15 protein-coding genes and 1 tRNA gene are annotated in these 15,131 nt (G+C 67.8%); 10 read left to right on the forward strand and 6 right to left on the reverse strand.

What is annotated here, in order from left to right; translation table 11 throughout:
* Nucleotides 1–14: 14 nt before the first annotated feature.
* From ACI1V7_RS18255 to ACI1V7_RS18275, 5 genes are all read left to right on the forward strand, one after another.
* Nucleotides 15–632 (forward strand): lipoprotein insertase outer membrane protein LolB, encoded by a 618-nt coding sequence (locus ACI1V7_RS18255; protein ID WP_404533189.1) that lies wholly within the window; start codon nt 15–17, stop codon nt 630–632.
* Between the two features lie 2 nt (nt 633–634).
* The gene (gene ispE, locus ACI1V7_RS18260; RefSeq protein ID WP_404533190.1) at nt 635–1,534 is read left to right on the forward strand and encodes a 4-(cytidine 5'-diphospho)-2-C-methyl-D-erythritol kinase; all 900 of its coding nucleotides are present in this window, start codon (nt 635–637) and stop codon (nt 1,532–1,534) included.
* 74 nt (nt 1,535–1,608) lie between these two features.
* Nucleotides 1,609–1,685: transfer RNA gene (locus tag ACI1V7_RS18265), tRNA-Gln, on the forward strand.
* Between the two features lie 160 nt (nt 1,686–1,845).
* On the forward strand, nt 1,846–2,796 hold the full coding sequence (locus tag ACI1V7_RS18270) for a ribose-phosphate pyrophosphokinase (RefSeq protein WP_404533191.1): 951 nt from the start codon (nt 1,846–1,848) through the stop codon (nt 2,794–2,796).
* A gap of 243 nt (nt 2,797–3,039) precedes the next feature.
* A complete protein-coding gene (locus ACI1V7_RS18275) occupies nt 3,040–3,627 on the forward strand; it encodes a 50S ribosomal protein L25/general stress protein Ctc (RefSeq protein WP_404533193.1) in 588 nt (195 codons plus the stop codon).
* Nucleotides 3,628–3,710: 83 nt separating this feature from the next.
* Here ACI1V7_RS18275 and ACI1V7_RS18280 read toward each other — a convergent pair whose 3' ends face one another.
* The gene (locus tag ACI1V7_RS18280; RefSeq protein ID WP_404533194.1) at nt 3,711–5,141 is read right to left on the reverse strand and encodes an HD domain-containing phosphohydrolase; all 1,431 of its coding nucleotides are present in this window, start codon (nt 5,139–5,141) and stop codon (nt 3,711–3,713) included.
* A 150-nt stretch (nt 5,142–5,291) separates the two neighbouring features.
* Here ACI1V7_RS18280 and ACI1V7_RS18285 point away from each other — a divergent pair, with 150 nt between their 5' ends.
* Nucleotides 5,292–6,080 (forward strand): alpha/beta fold hydrolase, encoded by a 789-nt coding sequence (locus tag ACI1V7_RS18285; protein ID WP_404533195.1) that lies wholly within the window; start codon nt 5,292–5,294, stop codon nt 6,078–6,080.
* A gap of 90 nt (nt 6,081–6,170) precedes the next feature.
* The gene (pth, locus tag ACI1V7_RS18290; protein ID WP_404533196.1) at nt 6,171–6,755 is read left to right on the forward strand and encodes an aminoacyl-tRNA hydrolase; all 585 of its coding nucleotides are present in this window, start codon (nt 6,171–6,173) and stop codon (nt 6,753–6,755) included.
* A 10-nt stretch (nt 6,756–6,765) separates the two neighbouring features.
* Here the strand turns inward: pth and ACI1V7_RS18295 are convergent, their stop codons facing one another.
* Nucleotides 6,766–7,476, reverse strand: a complete 711-nt coding sequence (locus tag ACI1V7_RS18295) for an SDR family NAD(P)-dependent oxidoreductase (protein WP_404533197.1) — start codon at nt 7,474–7,476, stop codon at nt 6,766–6,768.
* Between the two features lie 13 nt (nt 7,477–7,489).
* Nucleotides 7,490–8,227: an SDR family NAD(P)-dependent oxidoreductase gene (locus tag ACI1V7_RS18300; RefSeq protein ID WP_404533198.1), complete on the reverse strand. Its 738-nt coding sequence runs from the start codon at nt 8,225–8,227 to the stop codon at nt 7,490–7,492.
* A gap of 91 nt (nt 8,228–8,318) precedes the next feature.
* On the opposite strand from ACI1V7_RS18300, the gene ACI1V7_RS18305 reads away from it, so the two are divergent.
* Nucleotides 8,319–9,218: a LysR family transcriptional regulator gene (locus tag ACI1V7_RS18305; RefSeq protein WP_404533199.1), complete on the forward strand. Its 900-nt coding sequence runs from the start codon at nt 8,319–8,321 to the stop codon at nt 9,216–9,218.
* A 7-nt stretch (nt 9,219–9,225) separates the two neighbouring features.
* Here the strand turns inward: ACI1V7_RS18305 and ACI1V7_RS18310 are convergent, their stop codons facing one another.
* Together ACI1V7_RS18310 and ACI1V7_RS18315 are read right to left on the reverse strand one after the other, a co-directional pair.
* The gene (locus tag ACI1V7_RS18310) at nt 9,226–10,656 is read right to left on the reverse strand and encodes an HD domain-containing phosphohydrolase (protein ID WP_404533200.1); all 1,431 of its coding nucleotides are present in this window, start codon (nt 10,654–10,656) and stop codon (nt 9,226–9,228) included.
* A gap of 252 nt (nt 10,657–10,908) precedes the next feature.
* Nucleotides 10,909–11,118: a cold-shock protein gene (locus ACI1V7_RS18315; protein ID WP_404533201.1), complete on the reverse strand. Its 210-nt coding sequence runs from the start codon at nt 11,116–11,118 to the stop codon at nt 10,909–10,911.
* A gap of 286 nt (nt 11,119–11,404) precedes the next feature.
* Between ACI1V7_RS18315 and ACI1V7_RS18320 the strand changes: the two genes are divergently transcribed.
* Nucleotides 11,405–11,917: a GNAT family N-acetyltransferase gene (locus ACI1V7_RS18320; RefSeq protein ID WP_404533202.1), complete on the forward strand. Its 513-nt coding sequence runs from the start codon at nt 11,405–11,407 to the stop codon at nt 11,915–11,917.
* 30 nt (nt 11,918–11,947) lie between these two features.
* On the opposite strand, the gene ACI1V7_RS18325 is transcribed toward ACI1V7_RS18320, so the two are convergent.
* A complete protein-coding gene (locus ACI1V7_RS18325; protein WP_404533203.1) occupies nt 11,948–13,849 on the reverse strand; it encodes a DUF3857 domain-containing protein in 1,902 nt (633 codons plus the stop codon).
* Nucleotides 13,850–14,028: 179 nt separating this feature from the next.
* On the opposite strand from ACI1V7_RS18325, the gene ACI1V7_RS18330 reads away from it, so the two are divergent.
* Nucleotides 14,029–15,126, forward strand: coding sequence for a patatin-like phospholipase family protein (locus ACI1V7_RS18330; RefSeq protein WP_404533204.1), 1,098 nt, complete (start codon nt 14,029–14,031; stop codon nt 15,124–15,126).
* Nucleotides 15,127–15,131: the final 5 nt, after the last annotated feature.

The following is a 15,131-nucleotide window of genomic DNA, read 5'->3' on the forward strand; positions in this document are numbered from 1 at the left end:
ACACCGATCCGACGATGCCGACTTACCGTTCATTCCGCCTCCTTCCCATCCTTGCCCTGAGTGCCGTCCTGGCCGGCTGCGCCACCGGCAGCGCCCACCTGTCCAATCCGGACGCCGCCGCCGTCGCCTACCGCGACACGATCGACCTGTCCGGCCGCCTGGCCGTGACGTACCAGAAGGAAGGCCGGCCGCAAGGCATCAACGGCAATTTCACCTGGACGCAGCGCCCCGGACAGGTCGACGTCGCCCTGAATTCCCAGCTGGGCCAGACCGTCGCCCGGATCACCGTGACGCCGCAATCGGCCACGCTGACCCAGTCCGGCCATGCGCCGCGCACCGACAAGGACATCGACGGCCTCACGCGCCAGGCGCTGGGCTGGTCGCTGCCCGTGGCCGGACTGGCCGACTGGCTGCAGGGCTACGCCACCGATGCCAGCGGCAAGCGGCTGGCCGCTTCGCCCGCCCATAACACCGTATTCACGAACGACGGCTGGAACCTGCGCTTCGCGGAGTGGCAGTACGGGCCGAAGGGCTCGAACGGCGCGTTCCCGCGCATCATCCGTGCTTCGCGCAGCGCGACGGCAGATGCGGAAGAGCTGTCGATCAATATCGTTGTGGATCCGGTGGAGTGAGCGTGGCGCAATCCTTCCTGCACGACTGCCCGGCCCCGGCCAAGCTGAACCTGTTCCTGCACGTGACGGGCCGGCGCCCCGACGGCTATCACTTGCTGCAATCCGTCTTCCAACTCATCGACCACGGCGACACGCTGCACTTCGACCTGCGCGACGACGAGCGGATCGTGCGCACGAGCGACGTGCCCGGCGTGCCGGAGGAACAGGACCTGATCGTGCGCGCCCTGCGCGCGCTGCAGGCGGAATGCCTCAAGCGCCACGGCCGCCTGCCGCCCGGCATCGACGTCGCCATCGACAAGCGCCTGCCGATGGGCGGCGGGCTGGGCGGCGGCTCGTCCGATGCGGCCACGGCCTTGATGGCCGCGAACCACTTGTGGCAGGCCGGCCTGGGCACGGCGGACCTGATGGCGCTGGGCTTGCCGCTGGGCGCCGACATCCCGTTCTTCCTGTTCGGCGAGACGGCCTTCGCCGAAGGCGTGGGCGAGCGCTTGCAGGCAGTGGCGGGGCCGGACGTGTGGTACGTCGTCGTCGAGCCGGGCGTCGCCGTCCCCACCGTTGCAATTTTTACGGCAGACGATTTGACAAGGGATTCGAAACCCATCACAATAGCGGACTTTTCCAGGGGGCATATCGGATCGCAAGGTTTGATTGGCTTTGGGAAAAATGATTTGCAGGACGTGGCAGCCCGCCTGTTCCCGCCGGTAGCACAGGCGATCGAATGGTTGGGCCATCACGGAGCGGCCAGGATGACTGGTTCCGGAGCGTGTGTGTTTTGCGCGTTTTCCAGCGAGCAGGAAGCCGATCGGGTACTGAAGCAGGTGCCGGGGCGGTGGAAGGCATGGAAAGCCAAGGCGCTGACGAAACATCCGATGAAAACGCTCTTGCAAATCAACGAGTTGTAGAATAAAATCTTGCCTGTCGATGCGCAACACGATATAATAGTCGGGTGCAGCGACAAGCTGCAAAGTTTCAGCGTAGGGGAATCGCCAAGTTGGTTAAGGCACCGGATTTTGATTCCGGCATTCCAAGGTTCGAATCCTTGTTCCCCTGCCAAAGTTTCAGTAAGTTTTAATGCCTGAGCTGTTGATGCCAAACGCTCCAGCAGGCAGCAGAAGTGGAGCCGCCGAGAGCGGCCCATTTTTTTTGTGGTTCCGCGTTAGTCTTCTTGTATTAGCGCCTTTTCAAGATTTTTCATTACTCTTCTGGGACTCCCATGGCTTACGAAAACCTGATGGTTTTTACCGGCAATGCCAATCCGGCGCTAGCAGAAGGGGTCGCAAAAAGCCTCGGCATTCCTCTCGGTAAGGCCGTGGTCTCGAAGTTCTCCGACGGCGAAGTGATGGTCGAAATCAACGAGAACGTTCGTGGCAAGGACGTCTTCGTTCTGCAATCGACCTGCGCTCCCACCAACGACAGCCTCATGGAAATCATGCTGATGGTCGACGCTCTCAAGCGCGCATCGGCAGGCCGCATCACCGCGGCGATTCCGTACTTCGGCTATGCCCGCCAGGACCGCCGCCCGCGGTCCGCCCGCGTGGCGATCTCGGCCAAGGTGGTCGCGAACATGCTGCAGCAGGCTGGCGTCGAGCGCGTCCTGATCATGGACCTGCACGCCGACCAGATCCAGGGCTTCTTCGACATCCCGGTCGACAATATCTACGCATCGCCGATCCTGCTGGGCGACCTGCAGCGCAAGAACTACGACGACCTGCTGGTCGTGTCGCCGGACGTCGGCGGCGTGGTGCGCGCCCGCGCGCTGGCCAAGCGCCTCGGCTGCGACCTGGCGATCATCGACAAGCGCCGCCCGAAGGCGAACGTGTCGGAAGTCATGAACATCATCGGTGAGGTCGAAGGCCGCAACTGCGTGATCATGGACGACATGGTCGACACCGCCGGCACGCTGTGCAAGGCCGCCGAAGTCCTGAAAGAGCGCGGCGCCAAGAAAGTCGTGGCGTACTGCACGCACCCGGTCCTGTCCGGCCCGGCCATCGACCGCATCGCCAGCTCGCCGCTGGACGAGCTGGTCGTGACCGACACGATCCCGCTGAGCCCGGCTGGCCAGGCTTGCGGCAAGATCCGCCAGCTGACCTGCGCACCGCTGCTGGCCGAAACCTTCAAGCGTATCGTGAAGGGTGACTCGGTCATCTCGCTGTTCGTCGACTAAATAGTAAGGCGTCGTCCCCGCGCAGGCGGGGATCCAATATTGCAAGCGTCATCGAAACGCATGCAGAACTTGGATCCCCGCCTGCGCGGGGAATCGTTTTCGGCGATGCCGAGAACGACGTTTAGGCATTCTTGAGCGCGCAAGCGCTCTGTTCACGGAAGTCCCTGGTCGCGGGGACGTCCAAACCCGGGCCACCGGGCCGGTGCGAACCGGCATTCGGGCCCATTACTCTTGGAGTATCACATGAAAGTAGTCGCATTTGCCCGTACGCTGCAGGGGACCGGAGCGAGCCGCCGCCTGCGCAAAGCTGGCCAGACCCCGGGCATCATCTACGGTGGCGCAGCCGCCCCGGAACTGATCGCCCTGGACGGTAACGCCCTGTACCACTCGCTGAAAAAAGAAGCGTTCCACGGTTCGATCCTGGACCTGGAAATCGACGGCAAGGCACAAAAAGTCCTGCTGCGCGACTTCCAGATGCACGCATACAAGCAACTGGTCCTGCACGCTGATTTCCAGCGCGTCGACGCTTCGCAGCCGATCCACACCAAGGTCACCCTGCACTTCGTCAACGCCGAGATCTCGCCGGCCGTCAAGCTGAACAGCGCCGTTGTGTCGCACGTGCTGAACGAACTGGAAGTGTCCTGCCTGCCGGGCCAACTGCCGGAGTTCATCAACGTCGACCTGTCGAAGCTGGAAGCCGGTGCGTCGATCCACGTGTCCGACCTGCAACTGCCGGAAGGCGTGATCGCCCTGACCCACGGCCAGAACCTGACCGTCGCCACCGCTTCGGTGCCGCCGGGCGCGGCTGCTGCCGAAACCGCTGCAGAGTAATTCCTGCACCGTGCCGCCCGGCTCGCCGGGCAGCGAACGAGAACCCGTCGCGACGCGAGTCCGGCGGGTTTTTTGTTGCCCGTTCAGATCAGGCCCAGCGTCAATCCCTTGAGCGTGGCCGCGGCGCGCGTCGAACACTCGAGCTTGCGGAAGATGCTTTCGATGTGGGTGCGCACGGTCGACGGACTGATCTGCATGACGCGCGCCGCTTCCTTGTTGCTGTCGCCCAGGCTGATACGCTTGAGCACCTCGATCTCCCGCTCCGACAACACCCCCTTGCGCGCGGGGGCCGCGGGCGCCTGGCCGCCGGCCGCGTTCACGACGAGGGCGACGGCATCCGCATCGAAGCGGCCGGCCCTGGCCTCGTCGGCCAGGATCCGGGCCGCCTCGTCCTCGCCGCAGGCCGCCCGCCAGGGCCGCGCCGCACACAGCGCCGCATGGGCGCCGGCCGCGGCCAGCAGGCGCTGCGGCATGGCGAGCGCTTCCGCATCCAGGTTGCGGAAATAGCCGCTGCCGTCGAGCCGCTCGTAGACGTGCGACGCCAGTGCCGCTTCCGCCCGCAGGGCCGGCACCTGGGTCCCGGCGCGGGCAGTCCAGTACGGCACGAGGTGGACGGCTTCCCAGTCCGCACTGCCGAGCTTGCCCGCACGCTCCCACACCGTGTTCGGGACGGCCACGCGGCCGATGCCGTGGATCAGTGCCGCCCGTCCCAGGCAGCGCTGCTGTTCCGGCGCCAGGCCGGCCAGCGCCGCGGCGCGCTGCGCCAGCTCCGCGACGCGGCGCGAATAGCCCGTCAGCCAGGGCAGTTTCAGTTCGATCATGTCGGCAATGAGCATCAGCGGCACTTGGCGCGTCAGCAGCGGCTCGTCGGCGGGGCAGGCCGGCGCGTCCAGCTCGGCCAGCCAGCCGGCAGCATGCCGCGCCGCCAGTTCCGCCAGCGCCGCCGGATACTTGCTGCCGCCCCAGGCGCGGATCATGTGCAGGGCATCGTCCAGGCCGCGGGTGCGCGCGAGGATTTCCAGGTCGCCGGACAGGCTCGTAACGTAGACGACGGCCGGGATGGCCGGGGCGCGCAGGCCCTGCGGCGTGCCGCTGCCGTCATGCCATTCCCACACGTGGCGCAAGCCCGCCTCGACCTCGGCCGGCAGGCCCAGCATGCCGGCGATGTCGCCCGCGACTTCGCAATGGATGCGTGCCAGCGGCGCCACGGTGGCGAAATTCAGCGGATGGCCGGGCGGCAGCGCGTGCCGGAGCATCGCGTCGCGCCCGCCGACGTCGTCGCCCAGCAGCGTGGCGAAGCCGGGGGCATTCGCCGTGCAGCCGGACCAGCGCAGCAGCGCCACCAGGCGCGCATGGGCGCAGCCGGCACGGCCGGCGCCGTCGGCCAGCGCGATGCGTTCGGCCAGGCGCGCCGTGCGGATCGATTGGTCGGTCGGCTGGCCCATGCTGAGGTCGCCGATCATGACCAGGAGATGGACGGCGTCGTCGACGCTGACGGTATGGTCGGGTTGCATGCCGGTACTGTAGCGGTGATACCCGCGCCGGGCAAGACGGCGATCGGTCGACCACGAGCGGGGGTCGGTCGATCGACCGATACCGGCGTCCCGGCCGTCTCCCTACACTGTCTCCATCGATTCCCGATCAACGTTCGCAAGGAGACCACCATGAAAGCAACGACCTTTTCCCGCATCCAGACCGGCCTGCGCGCCGCCGTCGCCGCTGCCGCCATCGCCACCGCCGGCCACGCCATGGCAGCCCCGGCCGCGCCGGCGCAACCGTCCGTCGTGATCGTCCACGGCGCCTTCGCCGACGGCTCCGACTGGGCCAAGGTGATCCCGCTGCTGCAGGCCAAGGGCATCCGCGTGACGGCCGTGCAGAATCCGTTGACCTCGCTGGCCGACGACGTCGCCGCGACCCGCCGCGCGCTCGACAACCAGCCGGGCAAGGTCGTGCTGGTCGGCCACTCCTGGGGCGGCACAGTGATCACGGAAGCGGGCGTCCACGACAAGGTCGCCAGCCTCGTCTACGTCGCCGCATTCGCCCCCGACGCGGGCCAGGCCACCGGCGAGCTGGGCAAGGGCTTGCCGACGCCCCCCGGCATCGGGAAACTGTCGGTCGACAAGGCCGGTTTCGCCAGCCTGCCGCCGGCCGCGCTGAAGGAAGACTTCGCCCAGGACGTGCCGGCCGTCCAGGCCGCCGTGATGGCCGCGACCCAGGGCCCGATCGCCATGAAGGCATTCGAGGACAAGACCACCGTCGCGGCCTGGAAGAACCACCCGAGCTGGTACATCGTCAGCAAGAACGACCGCATGATCCAGCCGGACCTGGAGCGCGCGTTCGCAAAGAAAATCGGGGCGAAGACCACCGAGCTGGCGACCAGCCACGTGCCGCAGCAGTCGCGTCCGCAGGACGTGGCGAAGGTGATCCTGGACGCGGTGGCGGCCACGAAGTAAGGCCGGCAGGCGCGCTGGCATGCACGACGGGATAGCTGCATCCCGTCGTTTTCCGCGATAATCTGCTTTTACGCATTGATTGATCGCCCCATGCACATCCGCCTGATCGTCGGCCTCGGCAACCCCGGCCCGGAATACGAACAAACCCGCCACAACGCCGGCTTCTGGCTCGTCGACAACCTCGCCCGTTCGCTGCCCGGCTGCCACCTGCAGCGCGAGTCGCGCTTCAACGGCATGATGGCCAAGACGTCGATCGGCGGCCACGATACCTGGCTGCTGGAGCCGCTGACCTACATGAACCGCTCCGGCCAGTCGGTCGGCGCGCTGGCGCGCTTCTTCAAGATCGGGCCCGAGGAAATCCTCGTCGTCCACGACGAGCTCGACCTGCCGCCCGGTGCCGCCAAGCTCAAGCGCGGCGGGTCGTCCGGCGGCCACAACGGCCTGAAGGACATCACGTCCGCCCTCGGCACCCAGGACTACTGGCGCCTGCGCCTGGGCATCGGCCACCCGCGCACGCTGAACCTGCAGCAGGCCGTCGCCGACTTCGTGCTGCACCGTCCCCGCCGCGAGGAACAGGCGCTGATCGAGGAAGCCATCGACAAGGCGCTGCGCATCATCCCGATGGTGTGCGAGGGCAAGATGAATGCGGCGACGATGCAGCTGCATACGGATTGACCTGCGTCGATTACCAGGTCAGTGGCATGCCCTGGTAATCGAGGTAGCGCTGCAGCCCCGATCCCATTTCCCGTTCGAGCTGGTCGGCCACGCCGTTCACGCTCGTCGTCACGTCGATTTCCGCCGCGACAGTGCCATCGAGCGTCCCCATCGCCGTTGCCGCCCAGCCCGGGTGAATGTTCAGCACGGTGTAACCGCCGTCCTTCAGTTCGGCGTACAGGCCGCGGCTGAGCATGTTCGCTGCCGCCTTGCTGGCCCGATATAGCTCGAGCCCGCCTTCGACATTGCCGGCGATGCTGGCGCGGTGCGAGCTCATGAAAGCTACGGTGCCTGCCGGTTTCAGGCACGGCACCAGCCATTTCGCCAGCCTGAACGGGCCGATGGCGTTCGTGTGGAAGACGACGTGCCATTCCTCGTCGGTCGCCGCCGTTGCCGACTGGTGCAGGGCCCCGAAGATACCCGCATTCATGAACACGACGTCGAACGGCGCGTCCAGCTCGCGCCCCAGGCCTGTTGCGAACGCGTGCGCTTGCGCCGCATCGGTCACGTCGACCTCGCCCAGCGCCAGCCGGCCCACGTAGTGCGCCTGCAGTGCATGGAGCGCGGAAGTATCGCTGCCCGGCCGCGCCGTCGCCATGACATGCCAGCCGCGCTGCAGCAAGGTATCGGCCAACCCCAGGCCCAATCCGCGTTCGGCGCCGACGATGATGATCCGTTTCATGGTGCTCTCCTTTTCAGATGGCCGTGTAGCCGCCGTCGGCGGTAACGATCGCGCCCGTGACGAAGCTGGCGCGGCGCGAGGCCAGCCAGACGATGACGTCTGCGATTTCCTGCGGCTGCGCCACTCGTCCCAGCAGGTGCGCCTTGCCGAATCCCGCAAGCGAGGCGCGGCTCGCCTCGCGGTCCTCGCCCAGGAATCCCGTCTCGACTACGCCGGGCGCCACGGCATTCACGCGGACGCCGGATGGGCCGGCCTCGGCCGCCAGTACCTGCGTCAACTGGTGGATCGCTCCTTTCGAGGCCGCATAGGCTGACAGTCCGTGCATGCCGACGAGGCCGCTGATCGAGCCGACGTTGACGATGGCGCCGCTGCGCTGCGCCAGCATGTGGCGCAGCGCTTCGCGCGCATGCAGGAAGGCGCCGCCGGCATTGACGGCAAGCACCTCGTTCCAGTCATCGAGCGAAGTGTCGACAGCGGGCCGGTTGAGCGTGCGCCCCGCATTGTTGACGAGGATGTCGAGCCGCCCGAAGTGTTCCAGCGCCTTCGCTACGGTCGTGCGCGCGCCCGCTTCATCGGCACCGTCGACGCAGATGCACGCCACTTGTGCGCACGCCAGTTCCTGCACCGCTGGGCGGATGTCCTGCGCCACGACCAGCGCACCTTCTTCGACCAATGCCGCCACCGTGGCCCTGCCGATGTCGCCGGCGGCGCCGGTGACGATGGCGACGTGTTGTTCCAGATCGAGTTGCATATGTCCTCCTTCGAAAACGACAGCTTAGGAGGAACCAATCCAGAAGTGAATGCGTTATATACTTGATGCATTCATTAGAAGGGAATGCATAATGCGCGGCGCCGACTACCACGAGCTGAAGGTGTTCGAGGCCATCTGCCGCCTGGGCAGCCTGGCGCGCGCTGCCCAGGAACTACGCGTGTCAGCGTCCGCCGTCAGCCAGATCCTGCGCCAGCTCGAACAGCGTCTGGGCGTCCAACTGCTGAACCGGACGACGCGCAGTGTCGCGCCGACCAGTGCGGGCACGCGCTTGCTGGGGCAACTAATACCGGCCCTGGAAAGCCTGGACGCGGCGGTGGAAAGCGTGAACGCGCACCGTGAGCGCCCGGCGGGCATCGTCCGGCTGCACGTGCCGCGCATTGCCTTCCACCTGCATGTCGAGCCCGTGCTGGGCGAACTGCATGCCCGCTATCCCGACATCACGCTCGACGTGACGATCGACGACGCCATTTTGGACATCGTCCAGCACGGCTTCGATGTCGGCATCCGGCTCGGGGAACTGCTCGACGCCGACATGGTCGCGCTGGCGCTCGGCGGCCCCATGCGCCAGCGCGCCGTCGCCACGCCGGCCTACCTCGAGGGCAAGCCGCCGCTCCACCATCCGCGCGACCTGCTCGCGCATGCCTGCATCAACTGGCGCCAGACGGGTATGGACGGCATGTACAACTGGGAGTTCGAGAAGGAAGGCGAGCGCATGGCTGTTGCCGTGCGCGGCCCGCTCGTCGTCAACGATCGTGCGGCCGGCCTGAATGCGGCGCTGCAGGGCGTGGGTATCGCAATGTCGGCGGAGGCGCGCGTCGAGACACTGATCGGCGCCGGCCGGCTGGTGTGGCTGTTGCCGGACTGGACGCCGACCTTTCCCGGCTTTCACCTCTATTACCCGCGCCAGCGCGGTATGCCGGCGGCGACGCGCGCCTTCGTCGACGTGATGCGCGCCGACGGCGCCCCCTGATGCGGCGTCAGAGCAGCCCGCGCGCCAGCGCCTTCAAGGTCATCGCGGGGCGCGACGTCGAGTCCAGCTTGTCGAAGATATTGTCGACGTGCATGCGCACGCTGGCCGGGCTGATGCGCAGGGCGCGCGCCGCCTCGCGGCTCGTTTCTCCCTGGCTGATGTGGCGCAGCACTTCGATCTCGCGTTCCGTGAACTGGCTGCTCCGGCGCGGGACGGGCGGCGCCGTGGCGCGCGCGGCGGCGATCACGGCTTCCGTCGCGCGCCGGTCGAAGCGGCCGGCGGCCGCCTGCGCCGTCATCAAGGTGGCGGCGGCCGCTTCGCCATGCGCGGGACGCCACGGACGGGGCGAACACATGGCCGTGAAGGCCGCGGCGGCGGCCAGCATGCGCTCCTGCATGCCCATCGCTTCGCCGCGCGCCTTGCGGAAGTAGCCGCTGCCATCGAGGCGTTCGTAGGCGAAGGAGCCGAGCGTGGCTTCCTCCTGGATCGCCGGCACCTGGTTGCCCGCGCGCGCCGTCCAGAACGGCACCTTGCGCACCTGCTCCCAGTCGTGGGTGTCGAGCTTGCCCGGGCGTTCCCACACCAGATTCGGCACGGCCACGCGGCCGATGCCGTGCAGCAGGGCCGCGCGTCCCAGCGGGCGCTCCTCCAGCGGCAGCATGCCGGCCAGCGCCGCGCCGCGGCGCACGAGGGCCGCCACGCGCCGCGAATAGCCCGTCAGCCAGGGCAGTTTCAGTTCAATGACGTCGGATACGATGGTCAAGGGCACGCGCCGGTCGTGGCCCGCGTAGTCGGCGGCGCAGGACGGTTCCTCGAGCGCGTCGAGCCAGGCCTGGGCATGGGGGGACAGGCGCTGCACCAGCGAGGCCGGGTATTTCACGCCGGCGCGCTCGCCGATCAGCTTCAGGGCGCCCGTCGTGCCGTGCGACGGCGCCAGCACTTCCAGGTCGCCGGCCAGGCGCACGTAGAACACGGCGCGCGGAATACCGGGCGAGAACAGGGCATCCTGCATGTCGCCGCGGTGGTGGGTGCCGAACAGGTGGCGCAGGCTTTCTTCCACGTCCGCGGGCAGGCCGAGCAGGGCGGCGATGTCGCCCGCCACCTCGCACTGCATCTGCGCCAGCGGCATGACGTTGGAAAAATTCAGGTTGTTGTCGCTCGGCAGGGTGCGCGTGACCATCGCGAGGCGCCCGCCGACGTCGTCGCCCAGCAAGTGCGAGAACCCGACGGCCGTCGCCGTGCTGCCGGACCAGCGCAGCAGCGCGACCATGCGCGTGCTGGTGCAGGCGAGGGCGCCATCGCCGTTTTCTTCGGCCAGGCGCGCGGCCAGGCGCGCCGTGCGGATCGAGTGATCGGGCGGCAGGCCCATGCTGAGGTCGCCCACCATGGCGAGCACCTGCACGGCATCTTCGACGGTGATGGTTTCATCGGAATGCATGGCCCTAATGTAATGGTCATTGTCAACCTGTACAAGGCGCACGGTTGGGTTCCTGGGGCACGGACGAAAAAAAACCCGCGCGTGGCGGGATTTTTCGAATGTTCACGCGGCTGCGGTGCGCGCAGCAGCATGTCGTTCATGCGGCGCCGACCGGTGCGCCCGCGCTATCTGCGTGGTGCGGACCGTCCGGCGCCAGGCGCGTCCGGCGCGCCCACGCTATCTGCGTGGTGCAGGCCGTCGGGCGCCATGCGATCAGATCGCGCGGATGTTGCTGGCCTTCTCGCCCTTCGGGCTCGGCGCGCGCTCGAACGACACGCGCTGGTTCTCGGCCAGGCTCTTGAAACCATCCGACTGGATGTCCTTGAAGTGCGCGAACAAGTCGCCGCCGCCCGCATCGGGAGCGATGAAGCCGAAGCCCTTGGAGTCATTGAACCATTTGACGGTGCCGGTATGGATAGTCATTGAAATACCTTTGAAGTTGGTGAGGGCGAATGCGCCCGGAAAGCACATGCAATCAAGAGATACAAGCAACGAGAATCAAACAGGAATGCCGTGAAGGCGAGACGGGAAAGAGACCAGCAAGAAAGCGACTTGATGTAGTGCGAGGACCAATATACAGGCGTTCTTCCGAATCACCTAAGGAATTCGCGGATTATTTTTCTTGTTGTGCACGCAAGCCCGTCCGGGCGCGAACGCGCGGCGCGACGGCGGCGGTTTATAGTGCGCCCATGCCAACCCCATCGATGCCATGACGATCCGTATCCGCCGCTACCGCGACAGCGACCGCAAGGCCGTGCTGGCCGCCTTCCGCACCAACGTGCCGGACCACTTTCCGCCCTCGGAAGAAGCCTGGCTGCGCTCCTGCCTGGACGAGCCGGACGGCCCGCTGTTCGTCGTCGTGCGGGACGGCGAACTGGTCGGCTTCGGCGGCTACGAGCTATCGGCGTTCTACGACCTGGCGACCCTCGTGTTCGGCCTCGTGCGTGCCGATTGCCACGGCACGGGCGTCGGCCGCGCCCTGCTCGAGTACCGCCTGCTGCACATGGCCAAGCGCAAGCTGCGTCCGCGCTGGGTGACGGTCGATACGCATCCGCATACGGCCGGCTTCTTCCGCAGCTGCGGTTTCGAGGAGATCGCGCGCTGGCCCGGCGGCTACCGTTCGGGGCGCGACCGGGTCGATTTGCGTTTTGAATTGAGCGATGCGGCGGTGGCGGCGTTGCGCGAGCGGGCCGACGAGGGGACCGAAAAGCGGGCTGATTAAGCGGGCTGACGATAAGCGCCGAGCCAGCCGCTAAGTCCCCTGGCCCTGCACCACGATCTGGCTGCGCAAGTCGCGCACGATGCGGTCCAGCACCGGCAGCATGGCGCGGTAGTCGGCCGGCGTGCAGGTGGCGCTGCCGTGGCGGAAGGTCAGGCGCCGCTTGACGACCACCGCATTGCCTGCACGCACGTAACTGGCGCGGTAGAAGATGCCGCCGTTCATCGCGTTCAGCGGCGGCGGCAACGACAGGATGCGCACGCCCCTGGGCAGCCGGAAGCGCATCTCGTCCTCGGCATCGACGGCCGGGCAGACGAAATCCCGGCGCCGCTCCCGCTCCCGGACCATGCCGGCGACGGCATCGTCGACGACGCTCCAGGCCGGGTAGGTGGTGGCCAGCGCACCGGGCCCGGGCAGGTCGACGAACTGGTCGCCGCTGCCGGAAACGGCCATGCGGTAGTCGTCGCCATTGCCGTCGATGGTGCCCGCATCGAACACCCCGCGCGCCTTGCGGCCCATGCCTTGCAGCATGTGCTCGGCGAACCGCTCCCGTTCGCCCGGGCGGGCGTCGCGCACGGCCTTGCGCAGCGGCTCGGCCAGGGCGCCGGACACGCTGCGCTCGACGCGGAAGCTGCCGCGTCCATCGCGCCCGATGTCGACCGTGGCCAGGGCCCGGATCCGTTGCGGCTGCAGCATGGGCGTCATCGCGAAACCGCCCGTCTTGAGCAGCAGCACGGGCTTGCCCAGCACGCTGGCCGGCAAGTAGCCGGCCGCGGCCGCGTCCGCCGTCGGGTCGAGGAACAGGTCCAGGCCGGGCACGTAGGTGATCATGTGGTTGAACACGCCCAGCGTGGGCACATCCGGCAAGTGATAGGCGTTGCCGCTGTTGACGAGGGCGCCGCTGCTGTCGATGCCCAGCGCCGCCAGCAGCGCCTCGAGCAGCACCGCGTGGTCCTTGCAGTCGCCGTAGCGGTTGTCGAGCACGACGGACGCCGGATGGGGCACCACGCCGCCCGCGCCGATGTACACGCCCACGTAGCGGACGTTCCTGCGCACCCAGTCCGACAATGCCAGCACGCGGGCGCGCGTGTCCGGCAGCCCGGCCGTGAGCTGGCGCGCCAGCGCGGCGATGGCGGGAGAGGGCGCCGCCCGGCCGGCGCCGCCGCTGCGGAAGGCCGCCGCGAAGGCCGGGTAGCCGGAAAACGTCGACACGGCCAGGCGCTTGCCGTCGTCCAGCGGACTGACCGCATCCGCTTCGATCCGTCCCTCGTCGCCCACCTGGCCGCCCTGGTAGCGCCACTGGTAGCGCCGGATACCGGCCGGTGGCGGACCGCTGCCCGCCACCGGCGCGAAGCCGACCGCGTCCGCGTAGAGCGGCAGCGCGGCCGGCATGTCGTAGATCAACAGGAAATTGCGGTTGAGGTAGGCGGGGGCCGGCGCCAGGTCTTCGAAGTGGCCGGGAAACAACGGTGCCGCGCGCCGCAGCACGTAGCGCACGGCCAGCCGGTCGCCCACGGCCACCTCCGGGAACACGACGACTTTCACGCGCGTGTCCTGGAAGAGCGGGGCGTCGCTCGACGCGGCTTCCTGCTGGTCCTTGACCTGGGCAGGCAGCACGGGCACGCGGCGGCCGTCCGGCTTGAGCGTCCAGGCTTCCAGCGATTCGATCGCATCGAGGGTGTTGTTGTAACTGATGGCGTACTGCCCATGGGCCTGGATGGCGCGCGCCTCGACGATGGTTTCCAGGTGATCGACCGTCAGGCGGTAGGCACCGCCCGGCTCGACGGCATAGTGCTGCACATGGTGCTCGACGACGACGGCCGGATCCGTTCCCGCATCGCTGCCGCTGCCACGCGCCAGCACGCAGCCGCAGGCCAGCGCCAGCATGAGAAACAGGAACAGGCATGATGCGACGGCACAATGTCGAGCAAGCATGTGGGCTCCGGATGCGAGGGCAACCGACCCATCTTACGAAGGCGCAAGCTTCTACTGTTGAGCTAACGCAAGCGCGCTGGACTGCCGGACGCTGTTCGCGACGCGCTACGCCAGGCGGTACGGCATGTGCGATTGTCCGTGCTGCGGCGCGAACCGAGGCATCCTGCGATAATTTCCGGATGAGCGATCTGACTTTCCACGCGGGCCCGCGCGCCCTCGAACGCATCCGCACGCACGGCCTGCGCGCCGCCGACATTGCCGTCGTCCCGGCCGCGGCCGGCGGCCCGAAAGGGCTGCTGTTCCGTGCGCTCGACGGGTGGCTGTTCGGCTCGTGGTTTCCCACGGCGCCGCGCGAACGCATCCTGATCGGCTCCTCGATCGGCGCCTGGCGCATGGCGGCGGCCTGCCAGCGCGATCCCGCCAAGGCCTTTACCCGCCTGGGCGAGCTGTACAGCGGCCAGCGCTACACGAGCACCAAGCCGAGCCAGCAGCAGATCGACGAGGTCGTGCAGGGCCTGTTGAGGGAATTCGTGCGCGGCCACGAGGACGACATCGTCGCGCACCCGCACTACCGCCTGCAAGTGCTGGCGGTGCGCGGCAAGCGCGCGCTGGCGGCGCCGGGCCACCGCCACGCCGAGCTGCGCGGTTTCGCGGCGGCCGCCCTGCATAACCTGTTTTCGCGCGACAAGCTGGCGTTGCTGATGGACCGCGTGGTGATCGGCGACCGCCGTGCCGACGCGCCCTGGCTCAGCGACGCCTTCGACCGCTTCGACACGCATTTCGCGCCGCTCACGCAAGACAACCTGGCCGCCAGCCTGCTGGCCTCGGGCACGCTGCCGATGCTGATGCAGCCCGTGCGCGACATTCCCGGCGCGCCGCCCGGCCACTACTGGGATGGCGGGATCATCGACTACAACCTGGCGCTGCCCTACGCGCGCATCGCGGAACGCGAGCCGGGTGCCATCGTGCTGTACCCGCATTTTTCCGAACACATCGTGCCGGGGTGGCTGGACAAAGCCATGCCGTGGCGCCGCGCCGCGCGCGGGCCGAACCGCGGCTGGCTGGACAATGTGCTGGTGGTGGCGCCGAGCCGGGAATTCCTGGGCAAGCTGCCGCGCGGGAAAATCATCGACCGCAGCGATTTCCAGTTCTATGGCCTGAACCACGATGCCCGCATCCAGGCCTGGCACCGGGCCATGGACGAGGGAGAACGGCTGCGCGACGCGTTCGCCGCCTTCGTGGAAAAGCCGGACGTCGGCCAGATCCGTCCGCTTTAAGCGAC

It is taken from the genome of Massilia paldalensis (assembly GCF_044901715.1).
GTDB lineage: Bacteria > Pseudomonadota > Gammaproteobacteria > Burkholderiales > Burkholderiaceae_D > Telluria > Telluria paldalensis.

What these genes read in the sequence shown, in the direction of transcription:
- ACI1V7_RS18295 (WP_404533197.1), bottom strand. Translation starts at nt 7,476, where the DNA reads ATGAAACGGATCATCATCGTCGGCGCCGAACGCGGATTGGGCCTGGGG.
- ACI1V7_RS18275 (WP_404533193.1), top strand. Translation starts at nt 3,040, where the DNA reads ATGAAAGTAGTCGCATTTGCCCGTACGCTGCAGGGGACCGGAGCGAGC.
- ACI1V7_RS18325 (WP_404533203.1), bottom strand. Translation starts at nt 13,849, where the DNA reads ATGCTTGCTCGACATTGTGCCGTCGCATCATGCCTGTTCCTGTTTCTC.
- pth (WP_404533196.1), top strand. Translation starts at nt 6,171, where the DNA reads ATGCACATCCGCCTGATCGTCGGCCTCGGCAACCCCGGCCCGGAATAC.
- ACI1V7_RS18320 (WP_404533202.1), top strand. Translation starts at nt 11,405, where the DNA reads ATGACGATCCGTATCCGCCGCTACCGCGACAGCGACCGCAAGGCCGTG.
- ACI1V7_RS18280 (WP_404533194.1), bottom strand. Translation starts at nt 5,141, where the DNA reads ATGCAACCCGACCATACCGTCAGCGTCGACGACGCCGTCCATCTCCTG.
- ACI1V7_RS18305 (WP_404533199.1), top strand. Translation starts at nt 8,319, where the DNA reads ATGCGCGGCGCCGACTACCACGAGCTGAAGGTGTTCGAGGCCATCTGC.
- ACI1V7_RS18300 (WP_404533198.1), bottom strand. Translation starts at nt 8,227, where the DNA reads ATGCAACTCGATCTGGAACAACACGTCGCCATCGTCACCGGCGCCGCC.
- ACI1V7_RS18270 (WP_404533191.1), top strand. Translation starts at nt 1,846, where the DNA reads ATGGCTTACGAAAACCTGATGGTTTTTACCGGCAATGCCAATCCGGCG.
- ACI1V7_RS18285 (WP_404533195.1), top strand. Translation starts at nt 5,292, where the DNA reads ATGAAAGCAACGACCTTTTCCCGCATCCAGACCGGCCTGCGCGCCGCC.
- ACI1V7_RS18330 (WP_404533204.1), top strand. Translation starts at nt 14,029, where the DNA reads ATGAGCGATCTGACTTTCCACGCGGGCCCGCGCGCCCTCGAACGCATC.
- ACI1V7_RS18315 (WP_404533201.1), bottom strand. Translation starts at nt 11,118, where the DNA reads ATGACTATCCATACCGGCACCGTCAAATGGTTCAATGACTCCAAGGGC.
- ACI1V7_RS18310 (WP_404533200.1), bottom strand. Translation starts at nt 10,656, where the DNA reads ATGCATTCCGATGAAACCATCACCGTCGAAGATGCCGTGCAGGTGCTC.
- ACI1V7_RS18255 (WP_404533189.1), top strand. Translation starts at nt 15, where the DNA reads ATGCCGACTTACCGTTCATTCCGCCTCCTTCCCATCCTTGCCCTGAGT.